Source organism: Vibrio algarum (assembly GCF_028204155.1).
GTDB lineage: Bacteria > Pseudomonadota > Gammaproteobacteria > Enterobacterales > Vibrionaceae > Vibrio > Vibrio algarum.
In genome coordinates this window covers 151498-170586 of sequence record NZ_JAQLOI010000001.1, presented here as the reverse complement: position 1 = coordinate 170586, position 19089 = coordinate 151498, and the positions used below count along the sequence as shown (strand labels likewise).

The window sequence follows — 19089 nt, the reverse complement described above, 5'->3', positions numbered from 1 at the left end:
CCTTCGTTATTTTATGTGTAGGTAGTGATAACGTGTTCGCTTTTATCTTTAGTTTATTAGTGTTTGTTAATATAATAAAAGTTAGTAGAATGTAATGATTTTGATAAATACGGAGCTTGATCTGAATCAACTTACAAGGACATATGAATACACGAGTATAAAAAACTTGCACTATGTAGGGTTTTTACGGTGAGCGTACTATTCTAAAGGGGTAGAGGCTTTATTGTTAATAATTCTTATTCATTATTTGGTGATTTTACCGAAGGTTTTTATGTGTAATACTTTGTAGGTAGATTATAGATTAAGTCATGCGGTTAATTAGTTGTTAACAAATATGACAAATAAAATACAATGACATGAGGTTTTGTTCTTTTGTGAAAGAATGTTAACCAATACGGGATTATTACCAAGTATATGAATGATGCGATCAAAAAAGGAAGCGAAAAGCTTCCTTTTTTGATGTTCTGTTTTTGAGATATGGTTAGAAGAGGGACTCCTCCTCACCCGCTTCACCTTGGGCAGAGTAGATATCCAATTCGTCCCTATTGGACTCTTCAATATACTCTTTAGGCTCTGTTCCTTTTTCGAAATATTCAAACAGAGAAGTCGAACCAGATTTTTTGGTCAAAAGCCCAGAATCTCTATCAATACGAATGCGCACAATATTCGGTGGGATGGACTTTTGTTCTTGTGGGACATTTTCTAGTGCCACTTTCATAAAGTCTATCCACGCTGGTTGAGCTGTCTTAGCGCCCGCTTCGCCACCTGGTGCTTGTTCGTTATTTTTTAGGTTCGTATTTTTACTCGTGCGACCTAATTTTCGGTTATGGTTGTCGAAACCAACCCACGCTGTAGCGACAATTCCGGGGCCATAGCCGTTATACCAAGCATCCTTAGAATCGTTGGTTGTGCCTGTTTTACCCCCAATATCCCTTCTTTTTAACTTCTGAGCTCTAAATCCTGTTCCGTTCCAGCCAGTACCTTTAGACCAGTCCCCTCCACCCCAAACGTTGCTATACAGCATTTCTCTGACCAAAAATGCATTTTGTTCCGTTATGACCTGAGGGGCGAATTTGTGTTGTTGTTCTTCGTCGATGATATCGACTTCATTAAATTCTGAGTCAGTAGCCTCTACGTTTGTAATTTCGACGGATTGTTCACCACAATCGCGTTTACATACGGTAGTTGGTTCTACTTGATAGACTAAGTCACCGAAAGGGCCTTCTATTTTAGATATGTAATAAGGCTCTACGTAATAACCACCGTTAGCGAAAACAGAATATCCTTGCGCTAATTTGATTGGTGTTAGGCTACCAGCACCAAGTGCTATGGTTTCAGATTTAGGTAACTCATCCAACTCAAAACCAAATCGAGCTAAGAAGTTACGGGTATCTTCTAGTCCAACAGAACGAAGTACTCTTACGGCCATTACGTTTTTAGATTGAGCTAAACCAAGGCGCATGCGAGCGGGTCCAACGTACGTGGGTGGTGAGTTTTTCGGACGCCAAGCAGTACCGCCTGCGGCATCCCATTGATTAATCGGGGCATCATTGATTAAAGTGGCTAACGACAGGCCTTCATTAATTGCGGCTGAGTAGATAAATGGTTTGATACCGGAGCCAACCTGACGAACCGATTGTGTTGCTCGGTTAAATTTACTGTGCACAAAGTTGAATCCACCCACTAAGGATATAACGGCACCATCGTTTGGATTGATAGCAACAAAAGCAGTGTTGGCATTAGGAACCTGACTTAGCTTCCAAGTGTGTTCCTGTATAGAGGTTTCTTCGTCACTGTTTTCATTTGAGAATTCAGGTACAACATCAGCGAGCGGTCTCACCCAGATTTGCTCGCCAGCAATTAAGATATCTGAAGCTTTCTTGGGGGCGGGTCCCTGCCTTTCGTCAGTGATGAATTTTCTAGCCCACTTCATCGCGTCCCAAGAGAGTTCTGAATAGCCTTGATTCTTAATATAAATTTGAGCTGTTTTTTCATCTACAGAAGTCACTACGGCAGGTCTTAGTTCACCATAGCTTGGCTGGCTCTTAAGGTGCTTTGTTAATTCGTCTTCAGTAAAAGCGTCAGCACCTTGTGTCCAAACTTCTTGTTCCGCTCCTCTATAACCGTGCCTTTCATCATAGGTAAGTAAGTTATTGATAGCCGCTGTTTGTGCTGCTTTCTGTAACTTAGAGTCAATGGACGTATAAACCTTCATACCAGAGGTGTAGGCATCCTCTCCATATTTGTCTAGCATCCACGCACGAGCAATTTCTGCAATATAAGGGGCATTGACCTCTATCTCAGCACCAAAAGATTTTCCTGACAGCTCTTCGTTTTTAGCCGCGTCTAACTCATCTTGTGTGATGTAATTTTCAGCAAGCATTCTAGAAAGTACAACGTTGCGTCGTGTTGTTGCACGATCAATAGAGTAGATAGGATTCATTGTTGAGGGTGCTTTAGGTAAGCCTGCAATAAGTGCTGCCTCACCAAGCGAAAGATCTTTTGCATCTTTTCCAAAATAGACTTGTGCTGCTGCACCGACACCGTATGAACGGTGACCCAAATAAATTTTGTTTAGGTAAAGTTCTAGTATTTCATCTTTCGTAAGCAGTTGTTCGATATGGAATGCGATGAACATTTCTTTGATTTTTCGAATCAGTTTTTTCTCGTTAGATAAGAAAAAATTTCGAGCAAGCTGTTGAGTAATAGTACTAGCACCTTGCTTTGCTGAACCAGACATAATGACGACAACAGCAGCACGAGTAATACCTATCGGGTCAATACCAAAATGCGAATAAAAACGACTATCTTCCGTTGCAATAATCGCTTCTATAAGCTCCTCAGGCATATCTTCCAGCCTAAGCGGAATTCTTCGTTTTTCACCAAATTGTGCGATGAGCTTATTGTCTTGACTATACACCTGCATAGGTGTTTGAAGCTCAACATCTTTTAATGTCGCTACATCTGGGAGTTGAGGCTTCAAGTAAAAATAGAAGCCAATGATTGTAGTCACTCCAAGAATGATGCAAATCACTGAAAGTATGAGCAATCGCTTTATGAACTTCACCGAAAATTTCCTGATTGGTTGAGGTCGTCTAGTTACGAATCCGAGTACATTAAGGCAAGAGCTTAGCACATGGCATTTAGCTACTGCCTCATAATTATTTTTTCACCCAAGAAAAATCTATAAATGGAGCAAGATAAAAAATGGCCGAGTCACTGATTATAGGTATTGATATTGGTACTTGGTATGTGAAAGCCGCAGTACTAAGTCTAAATAATAAGCGAGTTATTCTAAAGTCTTATCAAGAAATCATTACTAAAAGTGCTCTATTTTCTGATAATAATCAGCTTAATTATCAAGAAATTGTTAAGAAACTTCAAATTCTTAAGAAGAAGCTGCCTAGATTTTGTACCCAAGTGGCCGTTGTTATTCCAGATAATGCTGTATTTACTAGCGAAATTTCAATTGATTCGAACTTATCGGCGACAGAGATTCAATATTCTATTGAGCAAGCATTATCTATGCAATCGTCTATACCTATACAAGATCTTTGCATTGATTTTCTAAAAATCGATGACAAAAATACAACGAAGTCATCAACCTCTCAATATAGGGTTTATGCCACTCCCCGTGAGCTGATTGAAAGTAGAGTGAGCGCCTTGAGAAAAGCAGCGTTTAAACCTGTTTTCATCAACAGTGAATCTCAAAGTTTAATATCGTTATTGTGTTTACTTGAAAAACCGTCGAAATATGCAAGATTTAATTGCTCGAAAGTAAACAAGTTGGGCCATGAGGTAAAAATTAAGCACTTTTTACTTTATGTTGCAGAGACAACTACAATCTTTTGTTGTCAAAATCAAGACTCTGCTCCCTACGTTAAAACCTTATCTGCAGGTTTATCTGCCTTGGAAGAACTCGGTAGTGAAATTTTTCTTCAGCAACTTGGAAAAAATCTGTTAAAGCAGCTCGATGCTAATCTCATATACCAAGATGGAATCGACGTATGTAAGGTCTGGTTGAGCACTGAAGATAGTAATGTAGATAACCTCTGTATATCGATAGCTCAACAACTAGAAAAGCTCGACTTTCCTGTCACGTCCTCCCCGAGAAAAATAGAGGTATCTCCTTTAGCTATCTATGACGTTCTTGGTTTTCATAAAGATGAAACGTTCCCTATTGGATTTGAAAAAGCAATTGGGATAGCGGTTGGTTTCGATATCTGGAGAAAGGCACAATGATGAACCGAATTAATTTGTTTCCATGGAGAGAGGAAGAAAGGCGAGAGCTTAAAAGGCGTTTTCTTAAATTGGCGTTACTGACGGCGGTTTTCACTCTGTTGGTTCAAATTTACGTCTACCGACATTATCAGTCTGTAATACTTGATAGCCGATTGTTACTTCAACAGACCGAAGAGGCCCATATTCTGCTTAATAAAGGGTTGGTTGAACTTGCCAATTTGCAGAAACAGCAACAAATTTCTAGTGAAAATATCAATACAATTTTACAGATACAGCAAAGTAAATACGTTGTCGTTAATACACTAAGTTTATTGCCTTCACTGGTTCCAAATGATCTGTTTTTAAATGAACTGAATATTCTCGGTAGCAAAATAGTGCTAACAGGCACAAGTACCGATATGAGATTTATAAACACCTTTGCTGATGTACTGAAAAACGATGCAGCGATCTCTAAAGTTGAAATTGATTCTATTACGTCAAATAGTCAACGACCTGATTTGCATGATTTTTCTTTGTCGTTTCGTCTGTTATGAACAGGGTTGTTTCAGTGAGTAGTAGTGGGGAAGTAGATCAGAATGGTCATATTAATAAACTATTGCAGCTAGATTTAGAGGATATAGTGCGTTGGCCATTCTATTCTCAGGCTTTATTGCTCGTTCTTATTTCTATTCTTGTTCAAGCTGTGACCTGTTGGCTTTTGGTGCTACCCAAAATGAATCAACTTGAAAATATAGAGGCCCTCAATGCTGAAACAGAAATAACGATTGCCCTTAAAAATAAACAATTAGAAGCAATACCGCCTTTAATTCAGCGCATTGAAAGTCAGAGCAGACAATTAAAAGAATTTTTAAATACTCTTTTATTAGAAGAATCTCTTACTTCATTGATCGCCTCCATTACTCAAATTTCCAAACAGAAAAATATCGAAATTGTTCACATCCGATGGGGTAAAAAAGAGCCTTTTAGTTTCTTAGATAGGATACCAATTGATATTGAATTAAGAGGGCAATACAGGGACTTCATTTTCTTTTCACAAGCGATAACTGAACTACCAAACGTTGTCATTCTTGATAATTTCAATTTGAAAAAGAGACAAAATAATAGTGAGGTGCTGAAAGCTACAATCACAGCATTTACATTCCTACATAGGTCAAAGGAAAGTAGCAATGAACGAATATAAGCGCTATTTACTTTTGGGGTTACTGGTAATCGGTACTCAAGTCCATTACTTAGCGAAAGCAAGTGCTGAAGAAACCAAAATGAATGCTATTAAGGTTGAGAATACCTTAGAGAGCTATCGCTTTAATAAAGAACGAGACCCTTTTTCAACCTCTGACATTATCCAATCGACTTCGATTAAGAGTAATAGTGAAGTTGAAGCCAAGCGCTTTAATAGTCGTCCCGTAGAATTTAACCCTAAAGAAATTAATGCCCTTGACCCGCTTCAAACTGAGTACATTACATTGCGCTTCACGGATGCAAGCAGTATTGCTCAATTGCTGGAAAAAAATAGTGGCCGAAGATTACTTAGCGAGCAAGGAAGCTTAGCCTTTGATGAAAGAACCAATACAATAATTTTGAAAGAGCAACCAGAAAACCTAAAGGAGATTATGGAGATCATCCGTCGACTCGATGTTCCAGTTCGACAGGTACAAATTGAAGCAAGAATAGCCATCATCAATGAGGGAGATATAGAAGAGCTTGGCGTTCGTTGGGGAATATCATCAAAAAATAACAATTTGACCATAGGTGGATCAATCGATGGGATATCTGGTAATGAATTAAGGGTTGATGGTTCAACCGAAACCGATATTAGTGACTATCTAAATGTTAATCTTGGTAGCACGTCGGAGAATGCCTCTAGCATTGCATTTCAAATTGCCAAACTGAGCTCTTCAACTTTGCTTGATTTGGAGCTTTCTGCACTGCAATCGGAATCGAGGGCAGAAGTAATTTCAAGTCCAAGATTACTTACGATGAACAAAAAGCCAGCGTATATCGAACAAGGTACAGAAATACCGTATTTAGAATCGAGTGAAAGTGGAGCGGCAACAGTTAGATTTAGAAAGGCCGTATTGAGTTTAGAGGTGACGCCACAAATGATCGCGGACAACAAAATTATTCTCGACTTACTAGTGACCCAAGATAGGCCGGGTCAAATCGTAAAAACGGGAACAGGGGAAGCTGTCGCTATTGATACACAAAGAATCGATACACAGGTCATCGTAAAAAATGGTGAAACGGTGGTTTTGGGCGGTATATTTCAAACAAGTAATATCCGTTCAATTGACAAAGTACCGTTACTTGGTGACATCCCCGTCCTTGGAAACTTATTCAAACGTAGTTATGAAAACGAAATGAAAAGAGAATTGCTTATCTTTGTTACACCTACAATAGTAGATAATTAGAGTCTAATTATCTGATTTTAAATGCTTTAATTGCTTTCTTTGAACGGCGCTTATACTTGGTTATTTGTGAAATAAGGAAAACAAAGAAAAATTAGGTTGCATTAAGGGCAGCAGATCTAGATAATTTCGGGTCTTATCACGACAGTACTGTGAGGAATCGGTGTCACCAATGAAGTTCGCTGAAATATAAATAGCAACCTAACGAGTGGCAATGTCATTGAATTAACGTTGTAAATTAATTGCTGAACATGGCTGAGAAACGTAATATTTTTCTTGTTGGCCCTATGGGTGCCGGCAAAAGTACAATAGGTAGACACCTAGCATCGCAACTGCATATGGAGTTTTTAGACTCAGATACAGTTATTGAAGAACGCACAGGCGCAGATATCGCTTGGGTATTTGATGTTGAAGGTGAAGATGGTTTCCGCAAACGCGAAGAAACGGTTATTAATGACCTGACTGAACAACAAGGTATTGTTCTAGCGACAGGTGGTGGTTCGGTTAAAAGTAAAGATAACCGTAATCGTCTATCTGCTCGAGGCATTGTTGTATATCTAGAGACAACAATCGAAAAACAATTAGCACGTACCAACAGAGACAAAAAACGTCCGCTACTGCAAACCGATGACCCAAAAGAAGTTTTGGAATCGCTAGCTGGTGAACGTAATACTTTGTATGAAGAAGTGGCGGACTATACTGTCCGTACCGACGATCAAAGTGCTAAAGTAGTAGCAAATCAAATCGTAAAAATGCTAGAAGAACGTTAGGTTCAATAACGGAGAGCAAACCATGGAAAAGATCACTGTTGATCTTGGTGAACGAAGCTACCCTATCTCTATCGGCGCCGAGTTATTTAATAACTCGGCGTACTTTTCTTTTTATCCCCTAACAAAAAAGTTGTCGTTATCAGTAATGTTACTGTTGCGCCACTATATGCAAACAAAGTTGTTTCGCTTATAGAAAAGCAAGGCTGTGAAGTTTCTGTGCTTGAGCTACCTGATGGCGAAAAGTATAAAACGCTAGACACGTTTGAAACGGTGATGAGTTTTTTGTTAGAAGGTAGTTATTCACGAGATGTCACCTTAGTAGCATTGGGTGGTGGAGTTGTTGGTGATCTTGTCGGTTTTGTCGCCGCTTGTTACCAGCGTGGTGTTGATTTTGTTCAGGTACCAACCACATTATTATCTCAAGTTGACTCATCTGTTGGTGGTAAAACCGCTGTGAATCATCCTCTTGGTAAAAATATGATTGGGGCTTTTTATCAGCCTAAATCTGTCATTATTGATACCAACTGCTTAGAGACACTCCCTGAAAGAGAGTTTGCGGCAGGTATGGCTGAAGTCATTAAATATGGCATCATCTATGATGAAGATTTTTTCGTTTGGCTAGAAGAGAATATCGACAAGCTTTACGCTCAAGATGAGCAAGCACTTACTTATGCGATTGCTCGCTGTTGTGCAATTAAAGCAGAAGTTGTTGAGCAAGATGAGAAAGAGTCTGGTATTCGTGCACTGCTTAATCTTGGTCACACATTCGGACATGCTATAGAAGCTGAGCTAGGTTATGGTAATTGGCTACATGGTGAAGCTGTTTCTGCTGGAACTGTGATGGCGGCTAAGACTGCTCATCTTCAAAGTTTGATTACAGAACAGCAACTTGAAAGAATAATCGCTATACTTCAACAAGCGAAGTTACCAATACATACACCTAAGTCGATGTCTTTTGATGATTTCATGAAACATATGATGCGCGATAAAAAAGTACTTTCAGGTCAATTACGCCTTGTTCTTCCAACGGGTATTGGTTGTGCTGAAGTCGTGTCTAATGTGCCAAGTGAAAAGATTGAGCAGGCTATAGATTTCTGTCGACGTTGATTAATTACCTAGTTCATTAACTTGAATTTAATAGGATAGCTTGAATGAGTTTGGCCCATGAGTTGCGTGTTTTAGATTTAGAGTCGCAAATTGAATTGCTAGATCGTTTACGACTACTAACGCGATTTGGTTCCAACTTAACCAATATTACCGGAGATAAAAACTCCGGTAAGTCTTGGATAGCGCAACGCTATTTAGAGGCGTGGGCTCAAGATAAAAATCAATCCCTCGTAATGTGTCATGCTAATCAGACTGACGCCCAAAAGAGAACCATACTGCTAAATCAGATCGTTCCGAATCCATTATTTAATGAGAACGACTCAATTGCCGATAGTTTCAGTCGAATGATTGAAGACAATCCGTGTGATGTTGTTATTGTTATCGATGACGCTCAATTACTTAGTGAGGCATTGTTAGCGGAATTATGGACGCTCGTATTACAGGCTCAAGTGAATCCGCAATGGAGTATTAATGTAGTACTGTTTACTGCAGGTAATGGATTGGATAACGTATTATCTCGTCTGAGCTATGGGCAAGAGACGAAGCCTCTCTCTTTAGAGGTTGAGCCGTTATCAGATAAAGAAGTTGAAATGTTTATTGAACTCTTGGTATTAAAATATGTGCCGGGAGAAGACGAAAAAAGAAAGGTCCGCAACAAAGTTAAGAAAACGCCGCCGCTACCTGGTTCTTTAATGGCTTTAGGGGAGAGTAAAGTGGAAAAACGAATAATCATTCGCTCAATTATTGGTTCTCCAATGAAAATAGCGGCTTTGGTGCTCATTTTACTGCTGCTTATTCTTAGCGGTTATTTTTGGTTCTTTAGCCAGTCTGGGCCAACAATAGAAGAGTCGACCAATATAGATGGTCAACCGGTGGAGCAGACGGTTATACCAACGATCAACACTGACGAAGATGGTCGTTCCACTGTGTCTGTCAATGGTGACAATATTGATCAGGGTATGGTCGATGAAACTGGTGCGGTTGATGATTCATCCTCTTTGCCTCCAGCCATTACTAATAGCTCAGCAACCGTAGGTCAATCTGATGATGGTCAGCGAGTAGTCGTGCCTTCGGTCGTCGTTGATGCTTTATTAGAAGGTGATACATCAAACTCTCAAATTATTGATGACGCTGTTCTTAAAGCTCAATTGGAGCAAGCACCTCCAGTTGCCGAAACTGAATTTGAACGAGATGAAGGTGCACCCCCGCTGATCACTTTCTCATTCTCTAAGCAAGAGCTAATGGCTGTCTCTGATCGAAACTATACATTGCAAATAGCTGCTCTTCAGTCTTTGAGTGAGACACAAAACTTTATTGTTAAATATGGTATAGACAAAGACGTCAGAATTTACCCAACAAACCGAGGTAATACCCAGTGGTTTATAGTGACTTATAAAGACTTTACCACTATTCAAGAAGCTCGTAATGCAAGAGCTGAGTTACCTCAAGCAGTGCAAGACTTAGAACCATGGGCTAAATCCATGCTTCAAGTACACAGGGAAATTGAGCGTGCAAATTAACGCTTGGCTGAAAATGTGTTACAGTCCGCAACCTCGTAAAATAGTGGGTGGTTTAAGCGGTAAATGAAGAAGCAACGTGCCTTTCTTAAGTGGGCTGGTGGAAAATATGGACTTGTAGAAAAAATACAAAGCCACCTGCCGCCAGCAAAAAAACTAATTGAACCATTTGTTGGTGCAGGTTCTGTTTTTTTGAATACCGATTATGAAGAGTATCTACTCGCAGATATTAATCAGGATCTGATTAATATCTATAACCTGCTAAAAACAGACCCTGAAAAATATATCGAAGAATCAAGACGACTTTTTAAGCCTGAAAGTAATAAAAAAGAGTTTTATCTAGATATCCGAATGCAATTTAATGCAACGGATGATGTCTGGTTTAGATCTACCGCCTTTTTATATATGAATCGATTTGGCTTCAACGGGCTGTGCCGCTATAACAAAAAAGGGGGTTTAATGTTCCGTTTGGCTCTTATAAAAAGCCATACTTCCCCGAGAAAGAGTTGATTTTCTTTGCTGAAAAGGCGAAAAAAGCGACATTCGTGTGTGAAAGTTATACCGATACCTTTTCGCGTGCGCGAAAGGGCAGTGTGATTTATTGTGATCCCCCTTATGCACCGTTATCAAATACAGCAAATTTCACGTCATACGCGGGTAATGGATTTACGTTAGACGATCAAGCCAACCTTGCTGAAATCTCAGAACGTACAGCTAAAAAGCGTGGTATTCCTGTCCTTATATCGAATCATGATACAGCGCATACTCGCCGTTTATATAAAGGCGCGGAATTAGATACCATTCAGGTAAAACGGACTATCAGCAGAAACGGTGCTGGCCGAAATAAAGTGGATGAACTCTTTGCGCTATTTAAACCTGCAGAAGAAAACTCAGATGACAGGATTAAAAAGAGTCTTGTCTAAGCTGAATCCGACCACATAGCACTATGATCTCCCGGTTTCCTTAGGTAGAATTGCGACCACATTTCACCCAATTCTATAAAGAGACTAAGCATGAAAGATTTTCTTATTGCGCCTTCAATATTATCCGCAGATTTTGCCCGATTAGGTGAAGATGTCGAAAAAGTACTCGCAGCGGGAGCTGATGTTGTTCACTTTGACGTTATGGATAATCATTTCGTACCAAACCTCACTTTCGGTGCTCCTATCTGTAAAGCGCTTCGTGACTACGGAATTACAGCGCCAATAGATGTGCACTTAATGGTTAAGCCCGTCGATAGAATCATTCCTGACTTTGCTAAAGCAGGTGCTACCATGATAACTATCCACGCAGAAGCGACCGACCACTTAGACAGAAGTATTCAGTTAATCAAAGAGTGTGGCTGCCAAGCTGGCGTAGTCTTTAACCCTGCGACACCACTTCACTACCTAGATTATCTAATGGATAAAGTGGATATGATCCTTCTTATGTCTGTTAACCCAGGCTTTGGTGGTCAATCATTTATTCCTAGTTCTTTAGACAAACTTCGCGATATTCGTCAGCGCATAGAAGCGTCTGGTCGCGATATTCGGTTGGAAATAGATGGTGGTGTTAAGGTTGATAATATTCGTGAAATAGCGGAAGCCGGAGCGGATATGTTTGTAGCTGGTTCTGCGATCTTTAATCAACCAGACTATAAAGCTGTAATCGATGAAATGCGTGCAGAGTTAGCGAAAGTAAATAGCTAGTATAAATAACTAGAAATTCGTCATCCCAACGAAGGTAGGGGATCTATTACAATGAGATTCCCATTTTCATGGGAATGACGTGTAGTTAACAATGACGTGTAATTCGGGCTAATGTAATAAAATTTATGACTCTCGTTATGGAGAATAAAATGTCATTTGAAAAAGTAAAATTTATCGCTTTTGATTTAGATGGAACACTACTTGATAGTGTGCCAGATTTAGCCGTAGCAGTAGATCAAACAGTACAAGCACTGGGTTATGACCCGATAGAAGAAATACAGGTGCGCGATTGGGTTGGAAATGGCGCAGATGTTCTTATTGCTAGAGGTCTTAGCCGAAGTATCCATGTTGATGAAAACCTAAGCTCAGATGAGATAAAAAAAGCACGAGAAATGTTTGATCGCTTTTATAGCGAGAGCGGCCACAAATTAAGTCATCTGTATCCTACCGTTATCGACACATTACGTCAGTTGCAAAAACGTGGTTATACAATGTCATTGGTGACGAATAAACCTTCGAAATTTGTACCTGAAATCATGGAACAACATGGGATTACTTCTTTCTTTACCGATATTATTGGTGGCGAAGATTTTCCAAAACGTAAGCCAGATCCTATTGCGTTAAATTGGCTACTCGAAAAGCACGGATTTTCAGCAGATCAAATGTTGATGGTTGGGGACTCGAAAAATGACATCTTAGCTGCAAAAAATGCGGGCTGTTTTTCGTTTGGTTTAACGTATGGATATAACCATGGTGAATCTATCTCGGACTCTAACCCTGACGTTGTCGCTGATCAACTTTCAGATTTATTAGAAATCTTACCAGAGCTGGCGTAAAACTCTGGAAATATACTCATCAATGAGTACACTGGATTATACCCAAGTCACCGCAAGGTACTTGGGTATAATAATTTTTGGATATCAAAGTTATCATCCATAAATATCAATGTAGTTAGCTAAAATTCAAAGCTATTCATTATCGATCATAAGTAAGTAAAGGAAATCATAGAATGAGCAAACCTATCGTATTAAGTGGTGTTCAGCCATCAGGTGAACTAAGTATTGGAAATTACTTAGGTGCTCTACGTCAGTGGCAACAGATGCAAGACGATTATGATTGCCAATATTGTGTTGTTGATTTGCATGCAATTACGGTTCGCCAAGAGGCGAAAAAGCTTTATGAAGCCACATTAGATGCATTGTCGATTTGTCTTGCTGTCGGTGTGACACCAGAAAAGAGTACCCTGTTTGTTCAATCCCATGTACCAGAGCATGCGCAGTTAGGTTGGATTCTTAACTGTTACACTCAAATGGGCGAGTTGAATCGCATGACTCAGTTTAAAGATAAATCAAAGCGTTATGCGAATGACATCAACGTTGGTCTTTACGATTACCCAGTATTAATGGCGGCAGATATTTTGGTGTACCAGGCAGAGCAAGTACCTGTAGGCAGTGATCAAAAGCAGCATTTAGAGCTAGCTCGCGATATCGCCAACCGCTTTAATAATATCTATGGTGAAACTTTTGTTGTACCAGAACCTTATATCCCGACGGTTGGTTCGCGCGTCATGAGCCTTCAAGACGCGACTAAAAAAATGTCGAAGTCAGATGACAATCGTAAAAACGTGATTACTCTTCTTGAGGACCCTAAATCGATTACTAAAAAGATTAAAAGTGCGGTAACCGACCCTGAAGATCCACCGCGTGTTGCGTTTGATATCGAAAACAAGCCGGGTATTGCCAACCTTATGGGGCTGATGTCTGCTGCGACAGGGAAAACTTTTGCGGAGATTGAGGCTGATTATGAAGGGAAAATGTACGGCCATTTAAAAGGTGACGTAGCTGAGGCGGTTGTCTCTATGCTTGAGCCAGTACAAAGCGAATACAAGCGTATTCGAAACGATCGAGCTTACCTAGATTCTGTTATGAAGATGGGCGCAGATAAAGCATCTGAACGCGCAGCAATAACACTGAAAAAAGTATATGAAGCAGTAGGCTTTGTTACTCGTCCCTAGGTAATAGTCGTTTAATTTACTCCTTCATTTCGTAAACAAAAAGTCACCTTTAAATGGTGACTTTTTCGTATCTAAAGAACTTACTATTCACAGCCTCATCATATTGGGCAACCCAATTGTTATTCTCAATATTGATAATAGCCTCAATTGTTATAAAAAAGTTATCGATTGCTTTCTCAAATATAATGAAATTCGTTCCAAATTTGGAATTGTCAAAAAAGTAAAGCATTACATTCACATTACCCTGTTGAACTTTGCTCTAGTATTCGCGATGTAAATTTAGGATTGGTTTACATCATAAATATTAGTAATTCGATCGAGTCGTACGAATTAAAACAACAATAAAAGAAAATTAGCTTTTCAGTGAGCAGATCGTTGCAAGGGAAGCTAAGAGGTGAATTATGGACAATAACTTTTTTAAAAAGAGTGTTTTAGCTACAGTCGTATGTGCAATTTCATATTCAGCATCAGCAGAGGTTTTTATCTCTCAGTATGTCGAGGGTGGAAGCTATAACAAAGCGATTGAAATCGCGAATACCGGATCAGACTCGGTGACGTTAGAAGGGTATATTCTCGCCATTTCTAGTAACGGGGGCGGGGAGTGGACTAAAGAATATGCTTTAGATGATGTCACCATTGCTGCAAATGATGTGGTGGTGTTTTCAAATTCTCGTGCAAACGACAAAATCCAGGCGGTAACTGATTTTACAGATAACGCGGTTATTAATCACAATGGTAATGACCCTATTGCGATACTCAATGCGGCCGATCGCAGCGTACATGATGTGGTTGGCCTTATGGGAGGCGCAAATTGGGGGAAAGATGTAACATTAGTAAGAAAATCTTCTTCTTATAACCCTTCAACGAGCTACGCATCTGGTGATTGGGAGCCCTTAGATAAAGATGACATCACCAATCTAGGTTCTCTAGAAGAATTACAAATGCCAGTGGCATTTGATTGTAAAGTGGATGGGCTAGAACCAGAATTTACGTCAATATCTGATGTTCAAGGGGATGGTGATACTTCGCCACTACTTGAAGAGGGATCTTATAGTAGTACTGAAAATTACTATGTTAAGGGTGTTGTAACCGCCGTCACTCGCTCTATTACAAAAGGTTTTTTCTTACAGTCATTGAATGCAGACGCGGATCCTAAGACCTCGGAAGGGCTATTCATATTCACTAATAGTGATTCAACGGAAGTCGCTGCCGGAGATGTTGTTTGTGCTTACGGCAAAGTAAAAGAGTATTACTCAAATACACAGCTTTCTATAGATAAAAACGATTGGGTTAAGCTTGCAGAACAAGATATCCCTCAAGCGACAGCAATAAAAATGCGCAGCACGGATCGGGACTTTGAACAAACCCTTGAACGTTACGAAGGGATGTTAGTGAAAACTGATTCAGATTTAGATATGCGCGTAACAAGAACTTTTGGTTATGATTATGGTTCACGCAGAAATAACATGGTTCTCGCCCAAGGCCGTCCTAATATGCAGCCTAACCAACTATTTGTAGCAGGCTCTGAAGAAGCCGATAATCAATCTAAGCAGAATGCGATTCATCGTTTATTTATCGACTCAGATGAAAAAGCGGACGATGGTGTGGTGCCATATTATCCTGATTTTGGCAGAACAGACGCCGATTCAGATGGGTCTACGGAAGATTATATTCGAATAAATGACAGAGTAGATGGTTTAGAGGGTGTGCTTGCTTACACATACGGTGACTATCGTATGATTGTGACCAATACCGTTACGGCTGAAAACTTTATCCATTTATCTGCTCGGACAGACGAGCCAGAACTGTATGAAGGCGATCTTCGTATCGCAACCTTTAACGTTTTAAACTATTTCAATTCACCTTTCGGGGGGACAGCAATCAGTTTGGGAGCAATCGTGGTGCAACAACGCAAGAAGATTTTGAGTTGCAACAGGAAAAAATCGTCCAGGCGATCCTTCGACTCGATGCCGATATTATTGGTCTGATGGAAATTGAAAACAACGGTTTTGGTGAAAAGTCAGCAATCAAGCAACTGCTTGATCAGGTGAACAGTCACATAGCTAAAAGGAAAAATCAGTATGCGTTTGTATCTTATGATTCAAATACTGACGGCGTTTTAGATGCGAATGATTCCGTAGGAACCGACTCGATAGCTGTGGGTGTCATCTATCGACCGAAAGCGGTGAAACTAGTGGAATCGCGAGTTATTCCTATGCCTTCACAGCAAGCGCCTGAAGTAAGAGACTCCGACGATAAAGTGATAGAGGATGGAAAGAACTATCAGCGTGATTCGTTAGCGCCAACGTTCAAAGTGAAAGGGATGAAAGGCAAACACGGTAACAATAAGATTACAGTAGCGATTAATCACTTTAAATCTAAAGGTTCTAAATGCTGGGAAGATGCAGCAGCAATTGAAGATGGTGGGCAAGGTGGTAAAGACGCTGATCTTCAAGGATCATGTGAGCAGTTTCGTGTAGCCGCAGCCGTTGCTTTAGGTGATGCGCTAGAAAAAATTGATGGGCACAAAGTCATTCTAGGTGATATGAATTCTTACGCGAAAGAAGACCCAATGCTGGTATTGACCGAGTTTGATTCGTTGACTCTAGGCCGTGATATTCGTGCAGCAAGAAACACGTATATAGAAGGTGCAGAGCAGTATGGCGACCAAGGTGGCGTAGTAAATAAGAGCTATGGCTATGTTAATGCCGTATCTCTATTCCACCCTGAAGCATGGAGTTATTCATATAATGATGAAGTTGGCTCTTTGGATCATATTTTGGTTAGTGATTCACTAGAAAACAAAGTGGTTGATGCTGTCGATTGGCACATTAATGGTGGAGAATCGACTCTCTTTGAGTATAGCTCTAAATATACTGGCGATTTGCCGAAGTATGCCGACCATTATCGTTCATCGGATCATGATCCTGCAGTACTAGAACTAGATATGAAAGGGGGCAGTGTAGGCGCCGCTCTTCTTATTGGTTTAGCTGGTTTTGGTTTTGTTCGATCTCGTGAGCATGTTAAAAAATAATCCATTTGATTATAGGTTAGCAAAGGCCAGCAAATGAATGCTGGCCTTCTTTTTGTTAGTTTTTTCTTGCCATTCATTTTCCCTGTAGCACAATACCGCCTTAGTAAAATAGCCTAAAGACCCTTATGTTACTTATCATTGATAATTACGATTCATTTACTTATAACTTGTTTCAGTATTTCTGCGAGCTTGGTGCTGATGTAAAAGTGATAAGAAATGACGAAATTGATATTCAAGGTATCGAAGCGCTTAATCCTACTCACCTTGTGATTTCCCCTGGTCCATGCACTCCGAGTGACGCAGGTATTTCATTAGAGGCGATAAAGTATTTTGCGGGTAAGTTACCTATTTTTGGTGTTTGTCTGGGGCATCAAGCTATAGCGCAAGCGTTTGGTGCGAATGTCATTCGCGCTAAAAAAGTGATGCACGGAAAAACGTCTAAAATTCGACATAACAACAAAGGAGTATTTAGACAGCTAAATGATCCGTTAACGGTAACTCGCTATCACTCTCTGATTGTGGATCAACAATCACTGGCTGATTGTTTTGAGATTACAGCGTGGACTGAAAAACAGGACGGCTCAATTGATGAAATTATGGGTTTTCAACATATAACGTTACCGATAGATGCAGTTCAATTTCATCCTGAGTCAATCAAAACAGATCAAGGTCATGACCTTCTAGCTAATTTCCTACGTCGTTAGGGCCATATTTACTTCCCCTATCTCGCTAAAGATCTCTTTTCTTAACATTTTTTTCTCTAGAATGAATATTCTCAGATATGAAAATTTATGCGCAGTTTAATACACTGCTGTGCTTAAACTGTATGAAATTGCTGTAAAAAGTAATTATTGCAGCAAATTTTTGGGAAAATTTATTTATAACAGTGACTAAATAATGAATAAATCGTCAATAATGAGCCTTTCTTGCTGAACAGTATTTGTTAAATAAGCATTTATAGCTATTGAAATAGTTAATAAATTGTTAATACAATGCAAGAGTAGAATAAATCACCAGCTGGCTAATTCATTTGTAAAATTAAAAATGGCCGACTGCGGGGAAATGGAGAGTTAAGTAATGGATAGTAAAGTCGAACGTAATTGGTTCAATGACGTGATGGTACCTTGTTACAACCCAATGGAAATGATTCCTGTAAAAGGTATTGGTTCTCGTGTGTGGGATCAACAAGGCAATGAGTATATCGATTTCGCGGGTGGTATTGCTGTGAGCTGTTTGGGCCACTGTCATCCGGTTATGGTAAAGGCAATCACAGAGCAAGCAAATAAGATCTGGCACTTAAGTAATGTTATGACGAATGAGCCAGCGTTACGACTTGCAAAGAAACTCACTGAGATCTCATTTGCAGACAAAGTATTTTTTGCCAACTCTGGTGCAGAAGCGAACGAAGCTGCTCTTAAGCTTGCTCGACGCGTTGCTGCTGAAAAATACGGCGATGATAAATCAGAGATTATTGCCTTTAAACAAGGTTTTCACGGTCGAACTTTCTTCACCGTTACAGTGGGTGGGCAAGAAGCTTACTCCGATGGGTTTGGTCCTAAACCGGGTAATGTTACTCATCTTGATTACAACGATATTGAAGCATTTAAAGCCAAAATATCGGATAAAACCTGCGCAGTAATGATGGAGCCGCTTCAAGGTGAGGGTGGTATTGTTTCCTCTAGCAAAGAGTTTGCACAAACTGTTCGTGAATTGTGTGATAAGCACAATGCTCTGCTAATTTACGATGAAGTTCAAACTGGTAACGGTCGTACAGGTACCTTTTATGCTTATGAAGGATTAGGAGTAACGCCTGATATCTTAAGTACTGCAAAATCATTAGGTGGCGGTATTCCAATTGGAGCGATGTTAACCACTGATGAATATGCCCCTTTCCTAAAAGTTGGTACACATGGCTCTACTTATGGTGGTAACCCACTTGCTTGCGCAGTAGCAGAAGCGGTCGTTAATGTCGTTAGTTTGCCTGAAACACTTGCTGGAGTGAAAGAAAGAGAAGCTCTATTCCGTGATGGCCTGGAAAAAATTAATGAGAAATACAATATTTTCTCTGAAATTAGAGGTCAAGGCTTACTTATCGGTGCTGCGCTAAATGATGAGTGGCAAGGTCGAGCGCGTGATGTGCTGGTTGCAGCAGGTAAAGAAGGTTTAATGCTTCTAGTGGCTGGCGCAAGCGTGGTTCGTTTTACCCCTTCGCTTGTCATCGATAAAAAAGATATTGAAGAAGGGTTAGCTAAGCTAGATAAAGCTATCGCTTCAATCGTTTAAGAATAAATGGAACTTTGGGTACCTAGTCT

The 19089-nt window shown here is 39.9% G+C and carries 11 protein-coding genes and 4 pseudogenes; 14 read left to right on the top strand and 1 reads right to left on the bottom strand.

Annotated features, from left to right (window positions below):
- Nucleotides 1–481: 481 nt before the first annotated feature.
- Entirely contained in the window at nucleotides 482–3067 is a 2586-nt protein-coding gene (locus PGX00_RS00875; protein WP_272132070.1) for a penicillin-binding protein 1A, read from the bottom strand.
- A 140-nt stretch (nucleotides 3068–3207) separates the two neighbouring features.
- On the opposite strand from PGX00_RS00875, the gene pilM reads away from it, so the two are divergent.
- The 14 genes and pseudogenes from pilM to PGX00_RS00805 all read left to right on the top strand — a co-directional run bounded on the left by pilM (nucleotide 3208) and on the right by PGX00_RS00805 (nucleotide 19060).
- Entirely contained in the window at nucleotides 3208–4242 is a 1035-nt protein-coding gene (pilM, locus tag PGX00_RS00870) for a pilus assembly protein PilM (RefSeq protein ID WP_272132068.1), read from the top strand.
- Nucleotides 4239–4775, top strand: a complete 537-nt coding sequence (locus PGX00_RS00865; protein WP_272132065.1) for a PilN domain-containing protein — start codon at nucleotides 4239–4241, stop codon at nucleotides 4773–4775. The genes pilM and PGX00_RS00865 overlap by 4 nt, the downstream gene beginning before the upstream one ends.
- A 14-nt stretch (nucleotides 4776–4789) precedes the next feature.
- Nucleotides 4790–5422, top strand: a complete 633-nt coding sequence (locus tag PGX00_RS00860; protein ID WP_272132062.1) for a type IV pilus inner membrane component PilO — start codon at nucleotides 4790–4792, stop codon at nucleotides 5420–5422.
- Between the two features lie 196 nt (nucleotides 5423–5618).
- Nucleotides 5619–6650: pseudogene (locus tag PGX00_RS00855) on the top strand (type IV pilus secretin PilQ); the annotation flags it as partial.
- A gap of 248 nt (nucleotides 6651–6898) precedes the next feature.
- The gene (gene aroK, locus PGX00_RS00850) at nucleotides 6899–7417 is read left to right on the top strand and encodes a shikimate kinase AroK (RefSeq protein ID WP_272132060.1); all 519 of its coding nucleotides are present in this window, start codon (nucleotides 6899–6901) and stop codon (nucleotides 7415–7417) included.
- A gap of 22 nt (nucleotides 7418–7439) precedes the next feature.
- Nucleotides 7440–8524 (top strand): annotated as a pseudogene (gene aroB / locus PGX00_RS00845) (3-dehydroquinate synthase).
- 44 nt (nucleotides 8525–8568) lie between these two features.
- Nucleotides 8569–10044, top strand: a complete 1476-nt coding sequence (locus PGX00_RS00840; RefSeq protein WP_272132058.1) for an AAA family ATPase — start codon at nucleotides 8569–8571, stop codon at nucleotides 10042–10044.
- Between the two features lie 63 nt (nucleotides 10045–10107).
- Nucleotides 10108–10964 (top strand): annotated as a pseudogene (locus PGX00_RS00835) (Dam family site-specific DNA-(adenine-N6)-methyltransferase).
- 90 nt (nucleotides 10965–11054) lie between these two features.
- A complete protein-coding gene (rpe, locus tag PGX00_RS00830; RefSeq protein ID WP_272132056.1) occupies nucleotides 11055–11729 on the top strand; it encodes a ribulose-phosphate 3-epimerase in 675 nt (224 codons plus the stop codon).
- A 149-nt stretch (nucleotides 11730–11878) separates the two neighbouring features.
- Complete coding sequence (locus tag PGX00_RS00825; RefSeq protein WP_272132054.1) at nucleotides 11879–12565, top strand: phosphoglycolate phosphatase; 687 nt, start codon at nucleotides 11879–11881, stop codon at nucleotides 12563–12565.
- 173 nt (nucleotides 12566–12738) lie between these two features.
- Nucleotides 12739–13743: a tryptophan--tRNA ligase gene (gene trpS / locus PGX00_RS00820; protein WP_272132052.1), complete on the top strand. Its 1005-nt coding sequence runs from the start codon at nucleotides 12739–12741 to the stop codon at nucleotides 13741–13743.
- Nucleotides 13744–14144: 401 nt separating this feature from the next.
- Nucleotides 14145–16777, top strand: a pseudogene (locus tag PGX00_RS00815) (ExeM/NucH family extracellular endonuclease).
- Between the two features lie 125 nt (nucleotides 16778–16902).
- The gene (locus PGX00_RS00810) at nucleotides 16903–17481 is read left to right on the top strand and encodes an aminodeoxychorismate/anthranilate synthase component II (protein ID WP_272132049.1); all 579 of its coding nucleotides are present in this window, start codon (nucleotides 16903–16905) and stop codon (nucleotides 17479–17481) included.
- 373 nt (nucleotides 17482–17854) lie between these two features.
- Nucleotides 17855–19060 (top strand): aspartate aminotransferase family protein, encoded by a 1206-nt coding sequence (locus tag PGX00_RS00805; protein ID WP_272132048.1) that lies wholly within the window; start codon nucleotides 17855–17857, stop codon nucleotides 19058–19060.
- Nucleotides 19061–19089: the final 29 nt, after the last annotated feature.